19 protein-coding genes are annotated in these 26668 nt (G+C 59.9%); 9 read left to right on the top strand and 10 right to left on the bottom strand.

Features of this window, described 5'->3' with window-relative positions; all coding sequences use genetic code 11:
* The coding region (locus BI292_RS18265; protein WP_256592708.1) for a methyl-accepting chemotaxis protein at positions 1–419 on the top strand (419 nt) is incomplete at its 5' end.
* A 125-nt stretch (positions 420–544) separates the two neighbouring features.
* Here BI292_RS18265 and BI292_RS18260 read toward each other — a convergent pair.
* Positions 545–1321 (bottom strand): TatD family hydrolase, encoded by a 777-nt coding sequence (locus BI292_RS18260; RefSeq protein WP_101208688.1) that lies wholly within the window; start codon positions 1319–1321, stop codon positions 545–547.
* A gap of 3 nt (positions 1322–1324) precedes the next feature.
* A complete protein-coding gene (gene cra, locus BI292_RS18255; RefSeq protein WP_101208687.1) occupies positions 1325–2320 on the bottom strand; it encodes a catabolite repressor/activator in 996 nt (331 codons plus the stop codon).
* 303 nt (positions 2321–2623) lie between these two features.
* On the opposite strand from cra, the gene ptsP reads away from it, so the two are divergent.
* The 4 genes from ptsP (at position 2624) to BI292_RS18235 (ending at position 9879) form a co-directional block, all read left to right on the top strand.
* Positions 2624–5485, top strand: a complete 2862-nt coding sequence (gene ptsP, locus BI292_RS18250) for a phosphoenolpyruvate--protein phosphotransferase (protein WP_101208686.1) — start codon at positions 2624–2626, stop codon at positions 5483–5485.
* Positions 5485–6426 (top strand): 1-phosphofructokinase, encoded by a 942-nt coding sequence (gene pfkB / locus BI292_RS18245; protein WP_101208685.1) that lies wholly within the window; start codon positions 5485–5487, stop codon positions 6424–6426. The genes ptsP and pfkB overlap by 1 nt, the downstream gene beginning before the upstream one ends.
* An 11-nt stretch (positions 6427–6437) precedes the next feature.
* Positions 6438–8165 (top strand): PTS fructose-like transporter subunit IIB, encoded by a 1728-nt coding sequence (locus BI292_RS18240; protein ID WP_101208684.1) that lies wholly within the window; start codon positions 6438–6440, stop codon positions 8163–8165.
* Between the two features lie 172 nt (positions 8166–8337).
* The gene (locus tag BI292_RS18235) at positions 8338–9879 is read left to right on the top strand and encodes an alkaline phosphatase (RefSeq protein ID WP_101208683.1); all 1542 of its coding nucleotides are present in this window, start codon (positions 8338–8340) and stop codon (positions 9877–9879) included.
* 337 nt (positions 9880–10216) lie between these two features.
* On the opposite strand, the gene BI292_RS18230 is transcribed toward BI292_RS18235, so the two are convergent.
* From BI292_RS18230 to BI292_RS18220, 3 genes are all read right to left on the bottom strand, one after another.
* Complete coding sequence (locus BI292_RS18230) at positions 10217–10582, bottom strand: endonuclease domain-containing protein (RefSeq protein ID WP_101208682.1); 366 nt, start codon at positions 10580–10582, stop codon at positions 10217–10219.
* A gap of 376 nt (positions 10583–10958) precedes the next feature.
* A complete protein-coding gene (locus tag BI292_RS18225) occupies positions 10959–13484 on the bottom strand; it encodes a sulfite reductase flavoprotein subunit alpha (RefSeq protein WP_101208690.1) in 2526 nt (841 codons plus the stop codon).
* Positions 13485–13786: 302 nt separating this feature from the next.
* Entirely contained in the window at positions 13787–16102 is a 2316-nt protein-coding gene (locus BI292_RS18220) for a TonB-dependent siderophore receptor (RefSeq protein ID WP_101208681.1), read from the bottom strand.
* A 207-nt stretch (positions 16103–16309) separates the two neighbouring features.
* Here BI292_RS18220 and BI292_RS18215 point away from each other — a divergent pair, with 207 nt between their 5' ends.
* The 4 genes from BI292_RS18215 (at position 16310) to BI292_RS18200 (ending at position 21159) form a co-directional block, all read left to right on the top strand.
* Positions 16310–16990: a Fe2+-dependent dioxygenase gene (locus BI292_RS18215; protein ID WP_101208680.1), complete on the top strand. Its 681-nt coding sequence runs from the start codon at positions 16310–16312 to the stop codon at positions 16988–16990.
* Positions 16987–17742: a tetratricopeptide repeat protein gene (locus BI292_RS18210; RefSeq protein ID WP_101208679.1), complete on the top strand. Its 756-nt coding sequence runs from the start codon at positions 16987–16989 to the stop codon at positions 17740–17742. The genes BI292_RS18215 and BI292_RS18210 overlap by 4 nt, the downstream gene beginning before the upstream one ends.
* 182 nt (positions 17743–17924) lie before the next feature.
* The gene (locus BI292_RS18205) at positions 17925–20189 is read left to right on the top strand and encodes an alpha-xenorhabdolysin family binary toxin subunit A (RefSeq protein ID WP_101208678.1); all 2265 of its coding nucleotides are present in this window, start codon (positions 17925–17927) and stop codon (positions 20187–20189) included.
* Between the two features lie 76 nt (positions 20190–20265).
* Positions 20266–21159 (top strand): hypothetical protein, encoded by an 894-nt coding sequence (locus tag BI292_RS18200; RefSeq protein ID WP_101208677.1) that lies wholly within the window; start codon positions 20266–20268, stop codon positions 21157–21159.
* Between the two features lie 74 nt (positions 21160–21233).
* On the opposite strand, the gene BI292_RS18195 is transcribed toward BI292_RS18200, so the two are convergent.
* The 5 genes from BI292_RS18195 to BI292_RS18175 form a co-directional block, all read right to left on the bottom strand.
* Positions 21234–22397: a type III PLP-dependent enzyme gene (locus BI292_RS18195; RefSeq protein ID WP_101208676.1), complete on the bottom strand. Its 1164-nt coding sequence runs from the start codon at positions 22395–22397 to the stop codon at positions 21234–21236.
* Positions 22398–22924: 527 nt separating this feature from the next.
* On the bottom strand, positions 22925–24082 hold the full coding sequence (locus BI292_RS18190; protein WP_033058082.1) for a betaine/proline/choline family ABC transporter ATP-binding protein: 1158 nt from the start codon (positions 24080–24082) through the stop codon (positions 22925–22927).
* Positions 24079–24732, bottom strand: coding sequence for an ABC transporter permease (locus tag BI292_RS18185; RefSeq protein ID WP_092273408.1), 654 nt, complete (start codon positions 24730–24732; stop codon positions 24079–24081). The genes BI292_RS18190 and BI292_RS18185 overlap by 4 nt, the downstream gene beginning before the upstream one ends.
* A gap of 12 nt (positions 24733–24744) precedes the next feature.
* The gene (locus BI292_RS18180; RefSeq protein ID WP_092273404.1) at positions 24745–25638 is read right to left on the bottom strand and encodes a glycine betaine ABC transporter substrate-binding protein; all 894 of its coding nucleotides are present in this window, start codon (positions 25636–25638) and stop codon (positions 24745–24747) included.
* Positions 25639–25658: 20 nt separating this feature from the next.
* A complete protein-coding gene (locus BI292_RS18175; protein WP_092273401.1) occupies positions 25659–26375 on the bottom strand; it encodes an ABC transporter permease in 717 nt (238 codons plus the stop codon).
* Between the last annotated feature and the right edge of the window lie 293 nt (positions 26376–26668).

The following is a 26668-nucleotide window of genomic DNA, read 5'->3' as shown; positions in this document are numbered from 1 at the left end:
GCCGGGGCTTTGCGGTGGTGGCGGATGAAGTGCGCACGTTGGCCAAGCGCACTCAGCAATCCACTGAAGAAATCGAGCAGATGATCGCCAAGCTCCACGGCGGAGTGGGCGCGGCGGTGAAAGCCATGGGCGTCAGTCATCAGATGGCCAGTGGCACGGTCGGGCAGTCGGAGAAGGTCCAGCAAGCGCTGGAAAACATCCTCGGCGCGGTCGGCATGATCGTCGACCAGAATCAGCAAATCGCCGCCGCCGTGGAGCAGCAAACAGCGGTGGCCCACGACATCGACCAGAACATCGTCGAGATCAACCGCGCCGGTGAGCGCACCGCCGAGGGCGCGCATCAGACCGAAAACGCCAGCCGCGCATTGTCGGCGCAAGTGCTGGAACTGAAACAACTGATCAGCGCATTCCGCGTCTGATTACCCCGCAATCCCCTGTGGGAGCGAAGCTTGCTCGCGATGGCGTACTGACAGTCAACATTGATGATGACTGACACAGCGCCATCGCGAGCAAGCTCGCTCCCACAGGGAATGTATGCAACTACCTACCAGTTAAACAATTCGCAGGCATTCGCCGTGCTCGCCGCCGCCAGTTGCGCAGGGCTGATCGCCATAATGTCGGCCAGCGCCGCGCAGATCGCCGGCAAGTGCGCCGGGCTGTTGCGCTGACCGGGAAACATCGCCGGTGCCATGTCCGGCGAGTCGGTTTCCAGCACCACTGCATCCAGCGGCAACTGCGCCAACACCCTATGCATGCGCAACGCCTGCGGCCAGGTCGCGGCGCCACCGAGGCCGAGTTTGAAACCGAGCTTGAGGTATTCGCGCGCCTCTTCCTGGCTGCCGGCGAACGCGTGAATAATCCCCGCGCGCTTCAGACGAAAACGCTTGAGCGTGGCGATCACTGCCGCGTGACTGCGACGCACATGAATGAGCGCCGGTAATTCAAAGTCCGCTGCCAGTTGCAACTGCGCATCGAACAATGCCTGCTGGCGCTCGCGGTCAAGGGTTTCGATGAAGTAATCCAGGCCAATCTCGCCCACCGCGCACAACTGCCGATGACCGGCCAGGCGCGTCAGCCAATCACCGAGCGCTGTCAGGTCTTCGGGTTGATGCTGATCCAGATACACCGGGTGCAAACCGAACGCCGCGTGCAAATCGGCATCGCTCAAGACCAGATCCCAGACCCGCTGCCAATTGCCTTGATGAACCCCCAGCACCACCATCTGCCGCACCCCGAGGGCGCGGCTTTGTTCCAGCAGCGCCGGGCGATCAGCGTCGAAATCCGGAAAATCCAGGTGAGTGTGGCTGTCGATCAGCTGCACGGTTCAGTCCTGCAAAATGCGCTGCTTGAAAGTCCGCGCGATGGCCTGCACGCCCGGCTGATAATCCGATTGTTCGATGGCGGCCAAGGCCAATTCCAACGCTTTATCGGCGATCAACTGGTGCTGCTGGGCCATGGCGTTGACCGGCAACGGCAGGAAGTCCAGCAACTGCGTATCGCCGAAGGTGCCGAGGCGCAGCGGCCGGGTTTTCAACGGGAAGTCATGCAAAGCGTCGAACACGCCTTGCAGCAATACGTAGGAAGTCGTCACCAGCGCATCCGGCAAATGCCCCAGGCGCTGGAGTAATTCTTCCATCAGTTGCTTGCCGCACTCGCGGCTGAACGACTCGCCTTGCTCGATGAAGATTTCACCCTTGAACCCGGCCAGCGCTTGCTTGAACCCGGCGGCCCGTTCCTGGCTGATGCTCAGCTCGGGACGCGCGCCGATCAGCGCGATCTGCTTGGGCAACGGCTGCAGCAGGCTCTGGGTCAGTTGCAGACTGGCCTCGCGGTCGTCGCTGATCACCGAACAGAAATGCTCAGGCTCCATGACCCGGTCGATGGCGATGATCGGCATGCCTTTGGCCTGCAACTGGCGATAACTGTCGTCATCGGTCGGCAGGCAACTGGCGACGATCAGCGCATCGCAGCGCCGTGCACGGAACAGCTTGAGCAACTGCCGCTCGCTGTCCGGCGCATCGTCGGAACTGGCGATCAGCAATTGATAGCCGCGTGCGCGGGCGCCTTGCTCCAAGAGTTTGGCGATGCGCGCGTAACTGGGGTTTTCCAGATCCGGCAGAATGAAACCCAGCGTGCGGGTGTGCCGACTGCGCAAACCGGCGGCTTGCGGATTAGGGGTAAAACCATGCTGCTCGACCACCGCGCGCACGCGCTCGACCGTCGCGCTGCTGATGCGTTGCTGGGTAGCTTTGCCATTGATGACATAACTGGCGGTGGTCACGGACACGCCGGCCAACTGTGCGATATCACTGAGTTTCAACTCGGGAATTCCTTGTTTTTTCGAGCTTGCCCCGACATTTTCGCCAATCCTACCCGATTCAGGCAGGCGACCCATGTCGCACCGCATCCGACAAGTTGGACTTCTAGGATGAGTCATAATCGAGTAACGTGCCAAACTTTCTAGATTAAACGTTTCAGCAAGCGTATTTTCTGCGTTAAGGCTGCATTGGCCGGTTCTGCCGCGAAACCGCCAAGTGTGCGCAAAAGGCCTAAGCTGATTCAATTTAAAGCTGATTCATTCAGAACAATACCTGGCGTCCCTTGGCGCCAAAAAGGAGAAAGCATGCTCGAGCTCACCATAGAGCAGATATCCATGGCCCAGACGGCTGTGGATAAGTCCGCCGCGCTGCACCTGCTGGCCCAGCATTTGGTCGCCGACGGGTTGGTCGCCGAGGGTTACCTCGCCGGTCTGCAGGCGCGCGAAGCGCAGGGCTCGACCTTTCTCGGTCAAGGTATTGCGATCCCCCATGGCACTCCGGAAACCCGCGATCAGGTGTTCACCACTGGCGTGCGCCTGATGCAATTTCCCGAAGGTGTTGATTGGGGTGATGGCCAGATCGTCTACCTGGCGATTGGCATTGCGGCCAAATCAGATGAACACCTGCGCTTGCTGCAACTGCTGACCCGTGCCCTCGGCGAGACCGATCTGGGCGAGGCCTTGCGCCGCGCCAGCAGCGCCGAAGCGTTGCTCAAATTGCTCCAGGGCGCGCCGCAGGAATTGGCCCTGGACGCGCAAATGATCGGCCTCGGCGTGTCGGCCGATGACTTCGAAGAACTGGTCTGGCGCGGCGCGCGTCTGCTGCGTCAGGCCGATTGCGTGAGCAACGGTTTCGCCGCGGTGTTGCAACAAGTCGAAGCGCTGCCGCTGGGCGATGGTTTGTGGTGGCTGCACAGTGAACAAACGGTCAAGCGCCCGGGACTGGCGTTCGTCACCCCGGACAAACCGATGCGCTACCTCGGCCAGCCACTGAGCGGCCTGTTCTGCCTCGCCAGCCTTGGCGAAGCGCATCAGGCGTTGCTCGAGCGACTGTGCGCGTTGCTGATCGAAGGGCGCGGCCACGAATTGGGCCGCGCCACCAGCAGCCGCAAAGTCCTCGAAGTGCTCGGCGGTGAAGTGCCGGTCGATTGGCCGAGCGCGCGCATTGCCCTGGCCAACGCCCACGGTTTGCACGCGCGCCCGGCGAAGATCCTCGCGCAATTGGCGAAGAACTTTGACGGCGAGATTCGTGTGCGCATCGTCGATGGCGCGGACAGCGCGGTGTCGGTGAAGAGCCTGAGCAAACTGCTGAGCCTCGGCGCGCGACGCGGTCAGGTGCTGGAATTTATTGCCGAGCTAAGCATTGCCGCAGATGCCTTGCCGGCGCTGTTGGCGGCTATCGAAGAAGGCCTCGGCGAAGAAGTCGAGCCGTTGCCGGCAGTCAGTCAGCAACGCGAAGTGTTTGCCGATGTCGCCGAAGTGCTGCTGGCGCCCAAGTCCGGCAGCCTGATTCAGGCCATCGCCGCGGCGCCCGGCATCGCCATCGGCCCGGCGCATATTCAAGTGCTGCAAGCCATCGATTACCCGCTGCGCGGCGAGTCTGCGGCGGTCGAACGCGAGCGTCTGCACAGTGCACTGGCGGATGTTCGGCGCGACATTCAAGGTTTGATCGAACGCAGCAAATCCAAGGCGATTCGCGAGATCTTCATCACGCACCAGGAAATGCTCGACGACCCGGAATTGACCGATGAAGTCGACACGCGCCTGAAGCAGGGCGAAAGCGCTGAAGCGGCGTGGATGGCGGTGATCGAAGCGGCGGCCAAACAACAGGAATCGCTCAAGGACGCGCTGCTCGCCGAGCGTGCCGCCGATTTGCGTGATATCGGCCGTCGCGTGCTGGCGCAACTGTGCGGCATCGAGACCCCGAGCGAACCCGAGCAACCGTACATTCTGGTGATGGACGAGGTCGGCCCGTCCGACGTCGCGCGTCTTGATCCGGCGCGCGTGGCCGGGATTCTCACCGCTCGCGGTGGCGCCACGGCACACAGCGCCATCGTCGCCCGCGCCTTGGGCATTCCGGCCTTGGTCGGCGCCGGCGCAGCGGTGTTGCTGCTGGCGCCGGGCACGCCGTTGCTGATCGACGGCCAGCGCGGTCGCCTGCACGTCGACGCCGATGCTGCAACGCTGCAGCGCGCCACCGAAGAGCGTGACACCCGCGAACAACGCTTGAAAGCCGCCGCTGAACAACGTCATCAACCGGCGCTGACCCGTGATGGCCACGCGGTCGAAGTGTTCGCCAATATCGGTGAAAGCGCCGGGGTTACTGCTGCGGTCGAGCAGGGCGCCGAAGGCATCGGTTTGCTCCGTACCGAATTGATCTTCATGGCGCATTCGCAAGCGCCGGACGAGGCCACGCAAGAAATCGAATACCGCCGCGTCCTCGATGGTCTCGCCGGTCGGCCATTGGTGGTGCGTACGCTTGACGTTGGTGGCGATAAACCGCTGCCGTACTGGCCGATTGAAAAGGAAGAAAATCCGTTCCTCGGCGTGCGCGGGATTCGCCTGACCCTGCAACGTCCGCAGATCATGGAAGCGCAATTGCGCGCCTTGCTGCGGGCTGCCGATAACCGTCCATTGCGGATCATGTTTCCCATGGTCGGCAGCGTCGATGAGTGGCGGCAGGCGCGCGACATGACTGAGCGCTTGCGTCTGGAAATCCCGGTCGCCGATCTGCAACTGGGGATCATGATCGAGGTGCCGTCGGCAGCTTTGCTGGCGCCGGTGCTGGCCAAGGAAGTGGACTTCTTCAGCGTCGGCACCAACGACTTGACCCAATACACCTTGGCCATCGATCGCGGGCACCCGACCTTGTCGGCCCAGGCGGACGGCTTGCACCCGGCGGTGCTGCAACTGATCGACATCACCGTGCGTGCCGCGCATGCCAACGGCAAATGGGTCGGCGTGTGCGGCGAACTGGCGGCAGACCCGCTGGCGGTGCCGGTGCTGGTCGGCCTCGGTGTCGACGAGCTCAGTGTTTCCGGACGCAGCATCGCCGAGGTCAAGGCACGCATCCGCGAACTCGACCTGGCCCAGACGCAAATTCTCGCCCAACAGGCCTTGGCCGTGGGCAGCGCCAATGAAGTGCGCGCATTAGTGGAGGCCCTGTAATGGCCAAGATTCTAACCCTGACCCTCAACCCGGCACTTGACCTCACCGTCGAATTGCCGGCGCTGGCGCCCGGTCAGGTCAACCGCAGCGACGAGATGCACACCCACGCCGCCGGTAAAGGCGTGAACGTCGCGCAAGTGCTCGCCGACCTCGGGCATCAACTGACGGTCAGCGGTTTTCTCGGTGAAGACAACCTGCAAGCGTTCGAAACCCTGTTCGCCAAACGCGGTTTTGTCGACGCGTTCATTCGCGTGCCCGGCGAAACCCGCAGCAATATCAAACTGGCTGAAAGCGACGGACGCATCACCGACATCAACGGCCCCGGCCCGCAGGTCAGCGCCGCCGCGCAACAGGCGTTGCTTGATCGGCTCGAGCAGATCGCGCCGGGCCACGATGCCGTGGTGGTTGCCGGCAGTTTGCCGCGCGGGGTCACTGCGCAGTGGTTGCAGGGGTTGATCGTGCGTTTGAAAAGTCTTGGTTTGAACGTGGCGCTGGACACCAGCGGCGAGGCCTTGCGCGCAGGGTTGGCGGCTGCGCCGTGGCTGATCAAACCGAACACCGAAGAACTCGCCGAAGCGCTCGGTTGCGAAGTGGTTTCGGTGACTGCGCAGGCGCAGGCCGCCAGCCGTTTGCACGCGCAAGGCGTCGAACATGTGGTGATTTCCCACGGCGCCGATGGCGTCAATTGGTTCAGTGTCGGCGCGGCGATGCACGCCACGCCGCCGAAGGTCAGCGTGGTCAGCACGGTCGGTGCCGGCGACTCGCTGCTGGCCGGCATGCTCCACGGTTTGCTCAGTGCCGACACGCCTGAGCAGACCTTGCGCACGGCCACCGCGATTGCCGCGATGGCGGTCACGCAGATCGGTTTCGGCATCAGTGATGTCGCGCACCTGGCGCAGCTCGAACAGGGCGTGCGCGTGCGCCTCCTGACAGAACAATAAGAGGGGTTGTCATGAAGTTAGCCATCGTTACGGCCTGCCCCAACGGCATGGTTACCAGTGTGCTGTGCGCCCGGCTGCTCGACGCCGCGGCCCAGCGGCAGGGCTGGAGCACCAGCGTCGAAGTGGTCGACGCCGCGCACCCGGAACGCCAGTTGTCGGCGGCCACCCTTGAGTCCGCCGAGTGGGTGTTGCTGGTCACCAGCACGCCGGTCGACATGTCGCGATTCGTCGGCAAACGTGTGTTTCGCAGCACCCCGGCGCAAGCGCTGCAAGATGTTGAAGCGGTGCTGCGGCGTGGCGCTGAAGAAGCTGAAATTTATGTGGCTGACGAAGCGGTTGCAGCCGCCAAAAACGCCCCGCGTCTGGTCGCGATCACCGCGTGCCCGACCGGCGTTGCTCACACCTTTATGGCCGCCGAAGCCTTGCAGCAAGCGGCCAAGCGTCTGGGTTATGACTTGCAGATCGAAACCCAGGGCTCGGTCGGTGCGCGCAATCCACTGAGCGCGGCGGCAATTGCCGATGCCGATGTGGTGCTGCTGGCGTGCGATATCGAAGTCGCCACCGAGCGTTTCGCCGGCAAGAAGATTTACCGCTGCGGCACCGGCATCGCGCTGAAACAGTCCGAAGCCACGCTCAATAAAGCCTTGGCCGAAGGCAAGCAGGAAACCGCTGCGACCGGCGCCAAAGGCCCGGCCAAACAAGAGAAGTCCGGCGTCTACAAACACCTGCTCACCGGCGTGTCGTTCATGCTGCCGATGGTCGTTGCGGGCGGCTTGATGATCGCGTTGTCGTTCGTCTTCGGCATCACCGCGTTCAAGGAAGAAGGCACGCTTGCTGCGGCGCTGATGCAGATCGGCGGCGAGACCGCGTTCAAACTGATGGTGCCGTTGCTCGCAGGTTATATCGCTTATTCGATTGCCGACCGTCCGGGCCTCGCGCCGGGGATGATCGGCGGGCTGTTGGCGAGCACCCTGGGCGCCGGTTTTATCGGCGGGATCATTGCCGGTTTCATTGCCGGTTACGCGGCGCAGGCGATCAATCGTTATGCGCGTTTGCCGCAAAGTCTTGAAGCGCTGAAACCGATTCTGATCATCCCGTTGCTGGCGAGTCTGTTCACCGGCCTGGTGATGATTTACGTGGTCGGCAAACCGGTCGCCGGGATGCTCGAAGCGCTGACGCATTTCCTCGACAGCATGGGCACCACCAACGCGATTCTCCTCGGTGTGTTGCTCGGCGGGATGATGTGCGTGGACTTGGGCGGGCCGATCAACAAGGCGGCTTATGCGTTCTCGGTGGGGCTGTTGGCCTCGCAGAGTTATGCGCCGATGGCCGCGACCATGGCCGCCGGCATGGTGCCGCCGATTGGCCTCGGCATCGCCACGTTCATTGCCCGACGCAAGTTCGCCCAGACTGAACGCGAGGCCGGTAAAGCGGCGTTTGTACTGGGCCTGTGCTTTATCTCCGAAGGGGCGATTCCGTTTGCTGCCAAGGACCCGTTGCGGGTGATTCCGGCGAGCATCGCCGGTGGCGCGCTGACCGGTGCGATGTCGATGTATTTCGGCTGCAAGCTGATGGCGCCGCACGGCGGTTTGTTCGTCCTGCTGATCCCGAATGCGATCAACCACGCGCTGCTGTATCTGCTGGCGATTGTCGCCGGGAGTCTGCTGACGGCGGTGACGTATGCACTGCTGAAACGGCCGGAAGTGGTGGAATTGGCGGTAGAACCGGTCAACGCCTGACACCCCTGTTCTGTAGGAGCAAGGCTTGCCCGCGAAGACGGTTTAGCATTCAACACATGTGCTGACTGTTGGATCGCCTTCGCGGGCAAGCCTCGCTCCTACAAGGGATGTGGGGTGTCACAGCGGTTTCATCTGCACATGCTTAAGTTTTCCTTTTCTCAGGGAGAACACCATGAGCGAATTCGATCTCGGTCGCCGTCGCGTCATTCAGGCGGTCGGCGCCGGGTTGTTGTTGCCGGGCCTGGCGCCAGCGGTGATCGCCTCGGTTCAGGATCGCCCGCAACTCACCGACGGCGTGCAGTCCGGCGATTTGCTCGGCGACCGCGCGATGGTCTGGAGCCGCAGCCACCGGCCGGCGCGGATGGTGGTGGAATGGGACACCCGCAGCCTGTTCACCAACCCCCGACGTTTCGTCTCGCCGCTGGCCGACGCGCGCACCGACTTCACCGCCCGCGTCGAACTCAGCGGCCTGCCCGCCGATCAGGCGATTTTCTACCGTGTGCATTTTGAAGACGCGCAAAGCGGCGTCGCCAGCGAGCCGTGGTTCGGTCATTTGCGCAGCGTGCCGACGGCCCGGCGTGACCTGCGGTTTGTCTGGAGCGGCGATACCGTCGGCCAGGGTTTCGGGATCAACCCGGACATTGGTGGCATGCGTATCTACGAAGCGATGCGCCTGCGTCTGCCGGACTTCTTTATCCACAGCGGCGACACCATCTACGCCGACGGCCCGGTGCCGGCGCAACTGACCACCGAAAATGGCCGGGTGTGGCGCAACATCACCAGCGAAGCGAAAAGCCATGTCGCCGAAACCCTCGACGACTATCGCGGCAACTATCGCTACAACCTGATGGACGAAAACGTCCGCCGCTTCAACGCCGAAGTGCCGCAGATCTGGCAGTGGGACGACCACGAAGTGGTGAACAATTGGTCGCCGGGCAAGCAACTCGATGAGCGCTACAAGAGCAAAGATATCCACAGCCTGGTCGGCCGTGCGCGCCAGGCCTGGCTCGAATACGCGCCGATGCGTTTGCAGAGCGCTGACAACGGCGGGCGGATCTATCGCAAGCTCGGTTACGGGCCGCTGCTCGATGTGTTTGTGCTGGACATGCGCAGCTATCGCGAGGCGAATGACGACAACCTTGGCGCCGCCAAACCATTCCTCGGACGCGAACAACTCGACTGGCTGAAGACGTCGCTGCAAGCCTCGACCGCGCAGTGGAAAGTCATTGCCGCGGACATGCCGATTGGCCTCGGTGTGCCGGATGGCGAGGTCAGCGCGGGCGTCACGCGGTGGGAAGCGGTGGCCAATGGCGACCCGGGACCGGCGCAGGGCCGCGAGTTGGAAATCGCCGAATTGCTCGGTTACCTGCGCGCGCAGAAGGTGCGCAATTTCGTGTTCCTGACGGCCGATGTGCATTACTGCGCCGCGCACCATTACCACCCCGACCGCGCGGCGTTTCAGGACTTTGAGCCGTTCTGGGAATTCGTCGCCGGGCCGTTGAATGCCGGCAGCTTCGGGCCGAATCCACTGGATAAAACTTTTGGCCCGGAAGTGGTGTTCGAGAAAGCCCCTCCCGCACAAAACACCTCGCCGTTTGCCGGATTTCAGTTCTTCGGCGAAGTGAACATCGAAGGGCAGAGCGGCGAAATGAGCGTGGTGTTGCGGGATCTGGATGGGGTGAGCGTGTTTGAACAGAGGTTGCAGCCGGTTTGATCTTCTTCGATTTCAAAAGCCACCCCTCACCCCAACCCTCTCCCCAGAGGGGAGAGGGGGAAAGGGGGCCGATCTCTGTCGTCTTCGAGGTCGGGGTTCGGCTCGAAGCCGCTTGTTTTCAGAACATGAGATCGACTCGATCTTTCAGGTCGATGTGTAGCGCAAGACACTTCGGTCAGTCCCCTCGCCCCTTTGGGGAGAGGGGGCTGATCTCTATCGTTTTCAAAACCTGAGTTCGGCTCGATCTTTCAGGTCGATGCATAGCGCAAGACACCTCGGTCGGCTCCCTCTCCCCTTTGGGGAGAGGGCTGGGGTGAGGGGCGATTCCAGATCAGAATCACCGCATTCGATTCGCAGCAATCCTGATGATCTGTTCCAACACATCACTCATCCGCTCAATCACCTCCAGATTACTGAACCTGACAACCTCAATCCCTCTCTGCCGCAGGTAGAGCGTGCGCCGCTGATCATGAATCCTGCCCGAGGTTTCATAGTGCTGCCCACCATCAAGTTCTATCGCCAGTTTCAATTCGGCACAGTAGAAATCCAGCACATACGGCGGGCATGGAAACTGCCGACGAAATTTCAGATTGGCGATTTGTCGGGCGCGCAACTTCTGCCAGAGCAGGAGTTCGCAGTCGGTTTGGTTAGCGCGTAATTGACGGGCGAATTGGCGCTGGTCGAGGGTAGGGCGGGTGAGCATGCTTCACGTCCGTGTGAAGGGGATGGAGGTTTTACTGTAGGCAGAGTTTTGGCGTTTGGCTTGAAATCGACCCCTCACCCCAACCCTCTCCCCAGAGGGGAGAGGGGGAAAGGGGGCCGATCTCTATCGTTTTCGAGGTCGGGGTTCGGCTCGAAGCCGCATGTTTTCAGAACATGACTTCGACTCGATATTTCAGGTCGATGTAGCTCAAAGAGCTTCTCAGTCAGCCCCCTCTCCCCGGTGGGGAGGAGGAAAGGCAGATTTGCGTTGTTTAAAGACCTGAGGTCGACTCGATGTTTCAGGTCGATGTAGCTCTAAGAACACCTCGGTCAGTCCCCTCGCCCCTTTGGGGAGAGGGTTAGGGTGAGGGGGCGCCTTAATAGACGTCGCGGCGGTAGCGGCCTTGTTCGATCAAGCGGTCTACCGCTTCAATCCCGAGCAGTTCGTTGAGCACGTGATCCACGCCGGAAGCCATACCCTGCAAGCTGCCGCAGATGTAGATCACGGCGCCCTCATCCAGCCATTTCAGCAACAGGTCCACCGATTCACGCAAGCGATCCTGAACGTAAACCTTCTCCTCCTGATCGCGCGAAAACGCCAGATCGAGGCGTTCCAGATCACCCTCGATCAACCAGCCTTCAAGCTCGTCGCGGCACAAAAAGTCATGCTCGCGATTGCGCTCGCCAAACAGCAGCCAATGGCGTTGCTGGCCATCGGCAATCCGCGCTTTGAGCAAGCTGCGCAGCCCGGCGAGTCCGGTGCCGTTGCCCAACAGAATCATCGGCACTGGCTCGACCGGCAGATGGAAACTGCTGTTGCGCCGCACCCGCATACTGATGCTGCCGCCCACGGGCGCGTGTTCAGTCAGCCAGCCAGAACCGATGCCCAGGCTGCCGTCGGGGTGCAGTTCCTGGCGCACGATCAGTTCCAGAATGCCGTCAGCGGCAATCGAGGCGATGGAGTATTCGCGCATCGCCAGCGGCACCAATGCCTGCACCAGGGCCTGCGCATGCAGACCGACCAAATGCGCGCGGTTCTCGGGCAATTGGCGGGTGGCGAGTGCCTGATCCAGCGGTTGCGCGAGGCCATCGAGTTCGACCATCGCGCGACCATCAATGCCCAGCCCGTCGAGGAAATGCTCGATGGCCCACGGGCAATTGCGCGGCATCACTTCCACCAGATCGCCGGCCAGCCAACTGCTGGTGTTCGGCGCGCTCAGGCCGATCAGGTACACCGGCGCACCGCTGCTGTCCGGGTTCATCAGTTTGCGGCGGGTCAGCGTCCAGTTGTCGTAGCTCGGCGCTTGCCAAGTGTCCACGGGCGCCTGTCCGGTCAGCAGGCCCAATTGCTGCTGCCAGTGACGCAAGGCGTAGGGGTCGCCGCTGTCGACTTCCACCGGCGCGAACAAGGTCTTGCCGCCATGTTCGCCAAGCCAGTTATGCAAGCGCCGGGCGAAACCGCAGAAGTGCTGATACTGCCGATCACCGAGGCCGAGCACCGCGTAGTTCAGGCTTTGCAGGCTCGACGCCCGGCCCAGCACTTTGCGCTCGAAACCACGAGCACTGTCCGGCGCCTCGCCGTCGCCGAAGGTGCTGACCACAAACAGCGCGTTGCTGGAATCAAGCAGATCCTGCTCGCTGACATTGGCCAGCGGCGCAACCTTCACCGGCAATCCGGCGGCCTGTAACTGGCCGGCGGTCTGCCAGGCCAATTGCTCGGCGAAGCCGCTCTGACTGGCGAAACCGATCAGCCACGCCGGCGCATCGCTGCCCGGCTGCACCAGGCCTTGGCGCGCATCCTTGATCTGGCGTTTCTTGCGCCGACGGTCGAGGTACAGCAACCAACCGGTGACGAAAAACAGCGGCATGCTCAGCGCGGTCAGGGTCAGGATAATCCGCCCGACGATGCCGAAATAACTGCCGGTGTGCAGCGCGTAAATGCTTGTCAGCAACTGCGCCTTGAGGCTCTTGTCGCTGTAGCGATCATGGCGTTTGACGATGCCGGTGGCCGGGTCGAGGCTGATCTGGTTCAGCGCGCGGTCATGCGGCGAAGTGTTCAGCAGATAGAACACGGTCGCCGGTTGGCCGGCCACGGGCGGCATGCGGATGTTGTAAGCGGACAGTTGCGGGCCGGCGGCGCTGTAGATGCTGCTCCACATGGCCGCGTAATCGGCAGTAGGCGCCGGGCCGCTCGGCGCCGGACCACGGTTGCGCACGCGCTCGTTTTGCGGCGCGTCCGACAACAATTGCGTCACGCCTTTGTTGAACCACTCGTAAGACCAGGTCAACCCGGTCAGCGCCGCCAACAGGTAAAACAGCATGCACCAGGTGCCCGCCACCGAGTGCAAATCCCAGTTGAAACTGCGGCCCTTTTTCTTCCAGTCGAGGGTCAGCCAAGCGCGCCATTTGTTCCATTGGCGCGGCCAGCGCAGGTACAGCCCGGAGAGCCAGAAGAACACAAGGATCAGCGTGCACGCGCCGGTGATTTGCCGACCGGTGTCGCCGATTGCGAGGAAGCGGTGCAGTTGCAGGACGAAGCCGAAGAAGCCCTGGCCGGTGGCGTCGCCCATGAATTCGGCGGTGTACGGGTTGAAGTAGCGCATCTCGCCGCGACGTTCGCCCGGTGGCGGGGTGAAGACCACGCGGGCAGCGTTGCCGCTGTCGGTCTCGACCCAGAGCATCGAGACTTTTTTGCCGGACGCGGCTTCGACGCGCTCGACCAATTCGGCCGGCGGCAGGACCCCGGCGACCTGTTTTTCCACCTGCAACACAGAAGGATTGAGCGCCCGCAGGATTTCATCCTGAAACGATACCGTTGCCCCGGTGATGCCCATCAGGGCCAGGATCAGTCCGGCGCTGATGCCAAAAAACCAGTGCAACTGGAACAGGGTTTTCTTCAACACGTCGCTCGCCTTGTTCGTTCGAAAATAGTCATCACGGCGCGCATTATGCCGTGGGTTGTCGAGAAACATTCTTTATTACGCGCAAAAGCCCCGTTCACCTGGATGAACGGGGCGATTACCGCCACAGCGACTTCCTGTGGCGAACACACCAATGTGGCGAGGGGGCTTGCCCCCGTTGGGTCGCGCAGCGACCCCATGATCTGCATCTGAGACATCTGACAGGCCACGCTTGCAGATTATGGGACCGCTGCGCAGTCCAGCGGGGGCAAGCCCCCTCGCCACAGAGGCCACTCCTGGACGAATCAGAAGTGGAAGTTGGTGCTCAGCAATGCGGTGCGACCGGCGGCCTGGTTGGCGAAGTGGGTCGAGAACGCTTTGTCGTAGTAGGTTTCGTCGGTGAGGTTTTGCACGTTCAATTGCAGATCGACGTTTTTGCTCAGCTTGTAAGCGGCCATCGCGTCGTAGCGAACGTAGGAATCAACCATCGTCGTGTTGGCGACGCTGCCGAAAACCTCATCAACATAGAACGCGCCGCCACCGATGGTCAGCTTCGGCGTGACCTGGTAAGTGGTCCACAGGCTGGCGCTGTTTTTCGGCGTGTTCGGCAGCTGATTGCCATCGTTGGCCTTGCCCAGCGGGCCGCCGTCGACTTGCTCGCTGTCCATGAACGCGTAACCGGCGAACACCTGCCATTTATCGGTGAGCTTGCCGGTCGCCGACAGTTCGACACCTTGCACGCGGGTGGTGCCGGCGTTTTCATACGACGTGGTGTCGACTTGCACGCGAGCGTTGTCCTTCTCGGTGCGGAAGATGTCGGCGGTCAGCGACAGGCGCTCGTCGAGGAAATCCCACTTGGTGCCGACTTCGTAGTTCTTGGTGGTTTCCGGCTCCATGTCGCTGCTCAGCAAATTGCCGCTGCGATCGGTCGAGCCGCCCAGCGGGTTGCCGTCCATGCCTTCGCCGAGTGTCGCCCCCGGTGGTGTCGCCGAAGTGGCGTAAGACGCGTAGATGCTGCCGTTTTCGGCAGGCTTGTAGACCACGCCGAACTGCCCGGTGACGAATTCGCTGACGTCATCGCCCTTGGCCGTGGTCGCGCCGGCGCCGTTGTAGGTTTTGTACTGGGTGTCGAAATGGTCGTAGCGCAGGCCCATGTTCACCAGCCACTGATCAGACAATTCCAGCGTGTCGAACACGTACAGCGCGTAGGTATTGGCCTTGGTGTCGGTGCCGGCGTAGTTGCGCGAGATCGCGCCGTTCCACGGATCGTTGGGGTTTGGATTGGCCAGCGAGGTGCAGTTGTAGCCGCTCGGTGCGCCGATCAATCCCGGGTTGCAGTTGGTGGTCGCGGCAGCAGTGCGCGGCGTCGTGTCGGTGTTGACGCTGTACGAAGACTTCTGACTTTCCTCGCGGCTGAACTCGATGCCGGTCGAGAAGCTGTTCTTGAACCCGGCGATGTACACGTCGCCAAACAGATCGGTCTGGTTGGTGGTGGTTTCGGTGTTGCTCACGCGGGTGTTGGCCCGGCGCCAGACGCTGCCATTGTTGACGTTGCCCTTGCTGTCGTCGGGCTGGGTGAGGATGTAATCCTGCATGCTGCTGCCGTGGCGCAGGGTGTTCTTGACGGTCAGCGCGTCGCTCAAATCGTGCTCGATGGCGAAGGTCGCGGTGTCGGTGCGGCCCTTGCGGAAGTCACGGTCGAGGCCGTAGAAATTGTTGTGGTCGCCGCCGGCATTCGGTTTGTCCGGGTTGGACTTGGTCCGCGCAGCCGAACCGGCAGTCGGGATCGAGTACGGAATGCCCGAGTCTGGCGTGTCGTTGCTTTCCAGATGGTAGTAATCGAGGTTGACGCGGGTGTCGGTGCCCAAGCCGAATGCCAGCGAAGGCGCGATGCCCCAGCGGTCGTAATCGACTTTGTCGCGGCCAGCGACATTGCTTTCGTGGCTCATCAGGTTCAGACGGCCGGCGGCGCTGTCGGAGAACTGATAGTTGCCGTCCACGGTGTAACGCTGAGTCTGGTCGGAACCGAAGGTGTAACCACCGTCAAACGAATTGCCGAGGTGCGCTTTTTTGCTCACCAGGTTGATGGTGCCGCCTGCCGCGCCGCGACCGCCGATGGCGGAGTTCGGGCCCTTGCTGACTTCAATCGATTCGACGGCGAAGATTTCGCGGCTCTGCGAACCGGTATCGCGCACGCCATCCAGATAGGTATCGCCCTGGGCGTCAAAACCACGAATGAACGGCCGGTCGCCCTGCGGGTTGCCACCTTCACCGGCACCGAAAGTGATGCCCGGAACGGTGCGCAGCGCGTCCTGCATGTTCAGTGCGCCGGTGTCCTTGAGCACTTGTTGCGGAATCACCGTGACCGAGCGCGGCGTGTCCACCAACGGGGCGGTGTACTTGGGCGAGGAGGCTTTTTCGACGTTATACGTTGTCGCGTCCTGGGCTTCGCCAGTGATCGCGGTAGCGTCGAGGGAAATCGCATTGCCCGGTGCTTTTTCGTCAGTCGGCTCGGCAGCGAAAACCATGTGGCCAGCAGAGCCGGCAGTGATCGCCACGCCAATTGCAGACGCGAGCAAGCGCGGTGAATTGACCGGTAATTGTGGTTGTTGGCGTGACATTGGAATTCCCCTCCCCAAGGATTTGAGGTCGCGGAATATAGGGTAAACAGGTATTTGTATCAATTGCGAAACGTTGCTATTTGAGACGAATTTACATTCTTTACAATTTATCCTTACGGTTTCTGCTGATTCGTTCGTCTGCGGGGTTTTACACAGTCAATAAGAATCAATACCATTGGCGCCCCTTCGAGTTCTGGTGTCGTTGTCATGTTGCTGCACATTCCCGGCGTGTTCGCGAAAGAAGAAGTGCAGCGCATTCGCGAGGCGCTGGAGCAGGCCGATTGGGCCGACGGCAAAATCACCGCGGGTTTCCAGTCGGCCAAAGCCAAACACAACTTGCAGCTGCCTGAAGGTCATCCGCTGGCCAAGGAAATCGGCGCGGCGCTGCTTGAGCGGTTGTGGGCCAACCCGCAGTTCATGTCGGCGGCGCTGCCGCACAAGGTGTTCCCGCCGTTGCTGAATTGCTACACGGCGGGCGGCAGTTTCGACTTTCATATCGACAACGCCGTGCGTCAGCCCAAGGGCAGCATCGAGCGGGTGCGCACCGACTTGTCGGCGACGCTGTTTTTCAGCGAGCCGGAGGATTACGACGGCGGCGAACTGGAAATCCACGACACCTTCGGCACGCAACGCGTGAAGTTACCGGCCGGCGACATGGTCCTGTACCCCGGCAGCAGTTTGCACAAGGTCAACGCCGTCACGCGCGGCGCGCGTTATGCCGCGTTTTTCTGGACGCAAAGCCTGGTCCGCGAAGACAGCCAACGCGCCTTGCTCTATGAAATGGACGGCGCGATCCAGCAACTGACCCAGGACATCCCCGACCATCCTTCGCTGATCCGCCTCACCGGCACCTATCACAACTTGCTGCGGCGCTGGGTCGAGGTATGACCTTCCATTTGCGCCGCGAGGAAGTCCTCGACGGCGACCAGCTCAAAGCCATGCTCGAAGAGAGCCCGGCGCGCGCCGCCCAGGCAATCCTGATCGCCGCGCGTGAAGGCGTGCTCGACGCACAGGCCTTGCTCGGGCAAATCCTCCTCGACGGGCTGGGCATCGCGCAGGATCAGCCGCTGGCCGTGCGCTGGTTCGCCATCGCCGCCAACGGCGGTCATCTGATGGCGCGCAACATGCTCGGGCGCTGCCACGAGCATGGCTGGGGTTGCACTGCCGATGCTCCGATTGCCGCCGCGCATTATCGTGTTGCGACTGAAAGCGGCCTGGATTGGGCGATGTACAACTACGCCAACCTGCTGGCGACCGGGCGCGGCGTTGTTGAAGATCAGGCGCAAGCGTTGAGCCTGTATCGCTGCGCGGCGGAGTTGGGCCATGCGAAATCGATGAACTTGCTCGGGCGTTATCTGGAAGAGGGCCGGTATTGCCCGGCCGATCCGGTGACCGCGTTTGACTGGTATAGACGTTCGGCGCTGGGCGGCGATTTTCGTGGGCAGTTCAGTTACGCCAGCGTTCTGGTGGAACTCTCGCACATCGAAGAAGCCCTGGAGTGGTATCGCCGGGCAATGCTCGCGGGGCATTCGGAGTTTCTGGTTAACGCTGCACAAACATTGTCGAGCGCGCCGCACGCGCAAGTGCAAGCCATGGCGGTGGAATATCGCGCTCGGGCGGCCAAGCAACTGGGCGAGTGACAACTGGCTTCCCTGCCAATAATAGTTAGTTGGAATCTTTTATAAATATATCTTCTTGATTCCGCACTTCTGCGTCGTGTCATGTTGTGTTCTATTCAGATCGCGAAGTTTGGGTTCAGTTTAAACTCCCGCTGCGCATTTTATTGTTTGATAACTCATTTTGACTAATTAAAGGAATAATTATGTCTGCGAATAACTTGTGGGATGGTGCCCTGAAGAACGCGTCTCCCGATCAGATCATGCAGTACGCGGCAGAGGCTCCGGCACGCTTGATCAATGCTTCGGCGTCAGACGCCAACAGCGAAGTCCGCGCCACGGGACTGTTGTTGACCAAGAAACAAATTATCGACCTGCACAAGTATCAAGCGGCGGCTTTCAGACTCCCGCGCAACTTGAAAGATGTGACCGATTACTTGCGCTTCGGTGTCGGTCAAGATGGCGGGCCGGGCCTGTCGCCTGCGGATTTCCTGACCACGTTCCTCAATACTCACAACCATGCCGCGCGTTGGACGGACTTGCGCGAACGCATCATGATGACCGGTCGTGGTCTCAGTAACTTTGCTACAAGCATGTTGACTTACAGTGCTTCAATTGAAGAGGTTTATTCCGACGTCAGGGCTGGAAAACTGTTGGACGCACGGGATGTTAAAACCCTTGAACAACTCAGGCTGGTGGAGCTTGAGTTGGGTGACAAGTTTCCCGGTCTTCAACTGGAGAGCGATACGCTGAGTGACTTGGGTTATTTCCTTGATCGAATCTTCGAAGAGGTCGAGAAAAACCTGCAAGTTACCAAAGGTATCAAGACCGACCTCGATGCGTTTGGTTCGGATCTTCAGGAATATATTCTGCCCGGCATCCAACACAGAGTTGGTTTGATCCAGAAGAATACCTTGTCGGCAGAGATCAAAAGGCTCCAGACGCAAATTGATGATCGCGCCAAGGAAATCGAACTGAAGAATACCGAGTACAAGGCCGCCGTCCAGGAAGCACTGAAAGCGGCAGCGGGTATGAACGTAGTTGGTTTGGCGATGGCCATCTATATGGGGGTTGAGGCGGAGAACATCCGGGCGGCGCGTAATGAGCTGTATGCGGTCCAGGACCAAGACATTTCGCGACTCAATAACATGAATCAGACGCTGGGTTCTTTGGCGCGAGTAAAGCATGACTTGCAAAGTCTGGAGATCGTGGCGATCGATGCCGACATTGCAACGAAAAACCTCATCTATACCTGGAATCTCTTGTACATCGCCGTTGAAAATTCTTCCAAAGCTATTGCCACCATCAATAACGCATTGTCCCTGCGGCAGTTCATTACGCAATTCAGGCTAGTGGTCAATCCATGGAAGAAAATCGAGACCGATGCCGACGCGCTGATTCAGGTGTTCAAGGAAGCTCAGGAAGAATATTCGCGCAATAACCTGATGGGAGCACGCTCGATGAAAGTTGTCAGTTTATTTAACGCCGCTTATCCACCGTTGGATCTGGCGACCTTGAGTGCCAGTCACGGACAAATGCGTGGTGCCCGCACTCAGGCACACGGCTGGCAGGTAAAACTCGGTTATTTGCCGGATTTGTTTGGTCGCTTCGATAGCACCGTCAAAGAGGTCGGCCAGAGCAGCAGCGCGTTACAGAGCGCTAGCCAAACCAGTAAATACGAACTCGAAACATTGCTGGAGTCACTTGAAAGCCTGGAACAGGAACGCTTGGGCGAAAGCGACCCTCTAGTGATCGAAGAAATTGACGGTGATCGCCGGCAACTTCTGCAACGCGCAGCCGCGACCATCAAAGTTCATTCGGCCAGGCTTCAGGGATGTCTTGGGAACATCAGCGATTCGTTTGATCGTCGTCTGGTCCAGACTTACCTTGCTGATTTTGCTCACGACGAACAAGTCGCGAAAGACCAACTCGCTGAGCTGCAAGTACAGTTGCAGGCTCTGCGAGATGAACGTCAAATCCTTTCCGATGCCGTTGCTACGCTGCAAAAGGCAGGCATCGAAGACCTTGCCAAGGATATTGAACTGACGCTGAGTAAAGTCACTCAGTTAGGCCTTGCGCCTCCAGAGATACAATTGGTGATGATGGCAATCGAACAATTGAAGAAAACGTTGATCGACGCGAGCAAGTCGATCGCTTTCATCGACATGCTTCGTGAGAGCGACAAGTTGAAACTGAAGATTGATGCCCAAGTCGAGAAGATCGATGTCGAGAACTCGATCATTCAGGCCTCGCTAGGCAGGATGAAGTATTTGCAGGCCATTCTTTTGATTGAAGACTCGCGCCAGACATATGCCGATATCTACGGCGGCGCAGTGAACGCCTATCAGCAATTTCTGACCGCCACCGCTCCGGCGCAATTCACCGATATCGAAACTATGACCAACGCATTCAAGGCTCAGGCAGCGTTGTTCATCAGGTTTCTTGCGCCAGTATCGATGCCAATGCGTTGATCCACCATTGATCTCGCGCTGCCAGTGTGGAACTTGACGCTGGCAGTCGAGGTTTTATCAGGTCAAGGAGAGACTAATGCTGGATTATTTATTGGCAGAAAAGAATTTTGCCTCGTTAAAGCAATACGTTGTTTTCTTGAACGACTTGCCCACTTCACTTCAAGAGATCAACCGGTTTTCAGATTCAATCGCCCGCTCCGGGCACACATTGCTGCCACGGCCCGATTCTCAGGCACTGATCCAGGTCGCGCGTGACAACGCTGTGTGTTGGCGCGCAATCGGTATTACCGTGCCTTGCCTGGGCAAAGTATCCGCCCGGACGTTGGAAGAGGTGAGTGGCTTCATTCGCCAGTTTCAGATGATTGTCAGTGTCAGCGCGAATCGGCGTTCGGCAATTTCGGCGATTGATCCTCTGCAGTTTGCGGTGGTCAGGTCTACCGGCTGGGGCAATGCACCGCGTGCCAATATCATTGAGGTGCTGCGCGAACTCTATGCGCGGCTTGAACGTTGCCAAAATGCAGTGACCGACTTCAAGGTGCAGGTGACTCAACTTGAAGCATCGATCCATAGTATTTTCATTCGGTTCATTGAATCACTGACATTGCCGTTAAGCACCGAGGGGCCGATGTCCAAGATTGAGGCTTATTACACTTTGGGTCGGATCGGATTGCCCGGTATGGACTACGATCCAGGCCAACCGTATCCGCAATGGCAACGGCGGCAAATGGCCGAGGCGCACATGGACCGTTTGAATGACCTTTACCGAAAGGTCAGTATTGCCGTCGGCAATCTCAGCGATTTCTGTTATCGCTGGACTTATATGCTTGATGAAGCCAAGCAGTCGCTGGCCACTCATCATCCACATCAAACAATGATGCGCGCCAAGGCATCGATGCCGTTGATCACCGGCTCACTGAATGAAGTCAAATCAATGTCTGACCAGCTGTTGAAGATGGCCAGAGTCTTCTGACAAAACCTGTGCGATAAAAAAACCCATGACACTGTCATGGGTTTTTTATCACGCGCGGTAATCCGAAACGTCAGTTACACGTAAAACGACTTCAGCGGCGGGAAGCCATTGAACTCGACGGCGCTGTAACTGGTGGTGTAGGCACCGGTCGACAACCAGTACATACGATCACCAATCGCCAGGTTCAGCGGCAGACCGTACTTGTAGTTTTCATACATGATGTCGGCGCTGTCGCAAGTCGGGCCGGCGATAACCACTTCTTCCATCTCGCCTTTCTTCTCGGTCCAGATCGGGAACTTGATGGCTTCGTCCATGGTTTCGATCAGGCCGGAGAACTTGCCCACATCGGTATAAACCCAACGCTCGACGGCAGTACGCGACTTACGCGCAACCAACACCACTTCGCTGACCAGAATGCCGGCGTTGGCGATCAACGAACGGCCCGGTTCGAGAATGATTTCCGGCAAGTCGTCACCGAAGTCTTCCTTGAGGAAACGGATGATTTCTTCGGCGTAGGTTTCCAGGCTGTTGGTGCGGGTGATGTAGTTGGCCGGGAAGCCGCCGCCCATGTTGATCAGCTTGAGGACGATGCCGTCTTCTTCTTTCAAACGCTCGAAGATCACTTTGACCTTGGCAATCGCGGCGTCCCAGACGCTGATGTCGCGCTGTTGCGAACCGACGTGGAACGAGATGCCGTAAGGCACCAGGCCGAGGTCGCGGGCGAGGATCAGCAGGTCCATGGCCATGTCGGTCTGGCAGCCGAATTTGCGCGACAGTGGCCAGTCAGCCGTGGTCGAGCCTTCGGTGAGGATGCGCACGTAGACTTTCGAACCCGGCGCAGCCTTGGCAATGTTGCGCAGGTCGGCTTCGGAGTCGGTCGCGTACAGGCGCACGCCCTTGTCGTAGAAGTAGCGAATGTCTTTGGATTTCTTGATGGTGTTGCCGTAGCTGATGCGATCCGGGCCAACGCCCTGGTTCATCACTTTGTCGAGCTCGTAGATCGAGGCGATGTCGAAGTTCGAGCCTTTGTCCTTGAGCAGGTCGATGATTTCCACCGCCGGGTTGGCTTTGACGGCGTAGTAGACCTTGGCGAATTCGAAACCGGCGCGCAGGTCGTCGTAGGCCTTACTGATCATCGCGGTGTCGATCACCACGAACGGGGTTTCTTGCTTGTCGGCGAACGCCTTCATTTTCTGGAAGGTTTCGCGCTCGAAATAGTCATCGACGTTGATCGACATGCTGGGAACTCCTGGTGGCAAACTGATTGATCAATGGGTGCAAATGAACGCCCTCCGTATCCCCACTTTGGTTCGCCTACTTCCCAAGGCATGTCGCCGAAAGCAAAAAGGTCTCCCGGGCGCTGCGCCTCGGGGGACCTTGCTGTCTCGTCGTCAGTACTTGAGCCGGATGGATCGTTTCCAGCATGGACGTTCGGCGCGAACTTTAGGGCGTGAGGGGGATGAGATGCAACAAAAAATGTCGCGTTTTTGCATGCTTTCGTCGTGTGATGCCCCACAGGTACTGATGTAACCGACCTGCGTGACAGTGTGATGTTCCCTGAACAGGGATTTTTGAAGGGATTGCATTGCTTTTGTGGCGAGGGGGCTTGCCCCCGTTCGGCTGCGCAGCAGTCGTAAAACCAGATCATGCGGTCATCAAAACAACCGCATTCTCCGCTTTCAGGACCGCTTCGCGGCCCAACGGGGGCAAGCCCAACGGGGGCAAGCCCCCTCGCCACAGGGAGCTGTTTTTCCACAGGGTCAGATCAGGCGACAGCGGTCTCGGCCGGCGAAACGATGCTGGTCTTGCCGCCACGCGATTTACCCGAACTCAGGTACTCGGCAATCGATTCCTGCGTCACTTCACCGAGGAACACCCGTTCGGCGTCCATCACCGGCAGCCACGAGCGGTTGAACTCGTACATGCGCGACAACAGGATGCGCAAATGCTCGTCGAACGCCGCCGTGGCGTTGAACTCGCGCAGGTATTGCGCGCACGTACCGGTCTGGCGGTGCAAGTCGCGACGACGGACATAACCGAGCGCCTTGTTCTCGCCATCGGTGACCACCACGTAACGACGGTCCAGTTCGTCCATCAGCTCCAGCGCCTCGGCCACCGGGGTTTCCGGGCTCACCGACGGCGCGTTGTCCGCAGCGTCTTCAGCCTTCACCAGCAACAGACGCTTGAGCGTGCTGTCTTGGCCGACGAAGTTGCTGACAAAGTCGTCCGCCGGGTGTGCGAGCAGCGTGTCCGGGTGGTCGATCTGCAACAGCTTGCCAGCGCGGAAGATCGCAATCTTGTCGCCGAGCTTGATCGCCTCGTCGATGTCGTGGCTGACCATGATCACGGTCTTGTTCAGCGCGCGCTGCATCTCGAAGAACTCGTTCTGGATCATCTCGCGGTTGATCGGGTCGACCGCGCCGAACGGCTCATCCATCAGCAACAGCGGCGCATCCGCCGCCAGTGCGCGAATCACGCCGATCCGCTGTTGCTGGCCGCCGGACAACTCACGCGGGTAACGCGTCAGATACTGCTTGGGCTCAAGCTTGATCATGCTCATCAACTCGCGGGCGCGGTCGTGGCATTTCTGTTTGTCCCAGCCCAGCAGGCGCGGAACGATGGTGATGTTTTCTTCGATGGTCATGTTCGGGAACAGACCGATCTGCTGGATCACATAACCGATGTTGCGGCGCAGGGTCACGGCGTCGAGGTCGGTGGTGTCTTCGCCGTTGATCAGGATCTTGCCGGAAGTCGGCTTGATCAAGCGGTTGATCATTTTCAGCGTAGTGCTTTTGCCGCAGCCCGATGGCCCGAGGAACACACAGATTTCGCCTTCATTGACGGTCAGGCTTACCGAGTCCACGGCTTTCACATCTTTGCCGTTGCTTTGGAAGGTCTTGCTGAGGTTTTGAAGTTCGATCATTTGAGTAATCCTTTTGGAGTCAGCGTGCGTTGCAGCCATTGCAGAAGCAGGTCGGCGAAGATGGCCAGGAGACTGACCAGCACGGCGCCGACGATGAGCATCGACATGTCGCTGCGGCTGATTGAAGCGAGAATGAGGACACCGAGGCCACCGGCGCCGATGGTCGCGGCGATGGTCATGACACCGATGTTCATGACCACGGCGGTGCGTACGCCAGCGAGAATCACTGGCACCGCAATCGGCAGTTCAACCATGCGCAAGCGCTGGCCGAAGGTCATGCCGATGCCGCGCGCGGCTTCACGAATGCCCGGCTCGACGCCGGTCAGCGCCAAATAGGTGTTGCGCATGATCGGCAGCAGCGAATAGAGGAACACTGCAGTGATCGCCGGCATCGGGCCCAGGCCCTGGCCGAACTTGGAGTAGAACGGCAGCAGCAAACCGAACAGCGCGATCGACGGCACGGTCAGCAGCACCGTGGCGCTCGCTTGCAACGGGCCAGCCAGCGACGGGAAGCGCGTCATCAACACGCCCAGCGGCACGCCGACGACGATGGCCAAAGTCACGGCGATGCCGACCAGCGTGATGTGCTGCCAGGTCAGTTGCAGCACCAGCGGCCAGTCGAGATGGGAAAAGGCGTTCAGAAATTCCATGTCTTTTCCTTCTTAGTTGAGTGGATGCTGGCGCAGGAAATCTGCGGCAACGGATGACGGGCTTTCGTGATCGACATCGACCCGCGCATTCAACGCACGCATGGTCGCGTCGTCGAACAGCTCGGCCAGCGGCTTGAGCTCTTCAGCCAACTTGGGATGCGCGTCGAGGTAGACCTGACGCACCACTGGCGCGGCGGTGTAGTCCGGGAAGTAATGCTTGTCGTCTTCGAGCAGCTTGAGTTTGAAAGCGTTCAGTCGACCGTCAGTGGTGTAGACCAGCCCGGCAAACACCTGGCCATTACGCAGCGCGGTGTAGACCAGGCCCGCGTCCATCTGGCGCGTGTTTTTCCGGGTCAGGTTCATGCCATAGAGCTCGACCATGCCGGCCATGCCGTCGGAACGGTTGGCAAACTCGGTGTCGAGGGCGACGAGGTGGTTGGTCTTCGCCTCTGCCTGCATCACCGTGTTCAATTCGCTGATGGTGTTGATCTGCGGATAGGCTTTGGCCGTGGTGTCCGGCAATGCCAGGGCGTAGGTATTGCTGAACTTCGACGGGCTGAGCCAGACCAGGCCTTTTTGCGCGTCGAGCTCTTTCACCTTCGCGTAAGACTGCGCGCTGTCGAGCTTTTCTGTGATGTGGTTGTAAGCCACCAGCGACACGCCGGTGTATTCCCAAAGCAGGTCCAGTTGGCCGCTTTCCTGAGCGCTGCGGGCGAGGTTGCTGCCCAGACCGCCGGTCACTTGGGTGTCGTAGCCTTTGGTGCGCAGGTATTGCGAAGTGATTTCGGCCAGCAGGGTCTGTTCGGTGAACACCCGGGCGCCGATGCGGATCAGCGGTTTTTCAGCGGCTTGGGCAAATCCTGCGAACAGCAGGGCGCAGCCCAGTAACAAGGTCAATCGTTTCATATCAATTCCTTTGCCGAGGCTTAAGACGCGCGCAGGCCGCGTTCGAGCCAGAGGCGGCTGGTGAGTGTCACCAGACCGTCGAGCAGCAAGGCCAGCAGGGCGGTGCACGCCGCGCCGAGCAACAGTTGCGGCTGATTGTTCAGGGCAATGCCAGGGAAAATCAGGCTGCCCAGGCTGTTGGCGCCAATCAGGAAGGCCAACGGTGCGGTGCCGACGTTGATCGCCAGTGCCACGCGCACGCCACCGATGATGATCGGCACGGCGTTGGGCAATTCGACTCGCCACAACACTTGGTTGGGCGTCATGCCGATGCCGACGGCGGCTTCCTTGAGGGAACCCTGGACGTTTTTCAGGCCTTCATAGGTATTGCGCACGATCGGCAACAGCGAGGCGAGGAACAGGGCGAAGATCGCAGGACCGCTGCCGATGCCCAGAATCCCCAGGGCGATGGCCAGTACGGCGAGAGGCGGCACGGTGTTGCCGATGTTGAAGATCTGCATGAAGCGTTCAGCGCGGCCCACCATGGTCGGGCGGCTGAGGAAGATACCGGCGGGAATGCCCACTACAAGGGCGGCCAGCATGGAAGCGAGGACGAGAATCAGATGAGCTTGCAGGTAAAACAACAAATCGTCGCGGTAATGTTCGATCGTGTTGATGCCAATCCAATGGACCAGCAGGGCCAGGAGAGCGACGACAACCGCGCCTCCAATAAGCCCCTTGCCATAGCGAATAGCCACAGGCGGACTCCTTTTTTTTCTTGGTCGGCGAACGCAGTCCCTTGTGGCAATGCCATTACTGGCTGCCGGGGCAATCAACGTTCGCGAGAAGCAGCTCTTCATGCTGGTAAAACCGCATGAGATCAAGCCATAAGCGCAGCCTCGTCAGGCTAACTTGCTGATTTTTCAGCCCCTGTACGAGTTCTGTAGCAGGGGAGTGGACGTCTGCACCTTTTAAAAGGTTCCATACTTGGCAGCAATTAGCCACCTTAAATCTCGATTACCCGATGTAGCAGCGGCCGAGCCTGTGAGGC

It is taken from the genome of Pseudomonas sp. 43NM1, from assembly GCF_002836905.1.
Taxonomy (GTDB): Bacteria; Pseudomonadota; Gammaproteobacteria; order Pseudomonadales; family Pseudomonadaceae; genus Aquipseudomonas; species Aquipseudomonas prosekii.
This window is presented reverse-complemented; position numbering and strand designations above follow the sequence as displayed.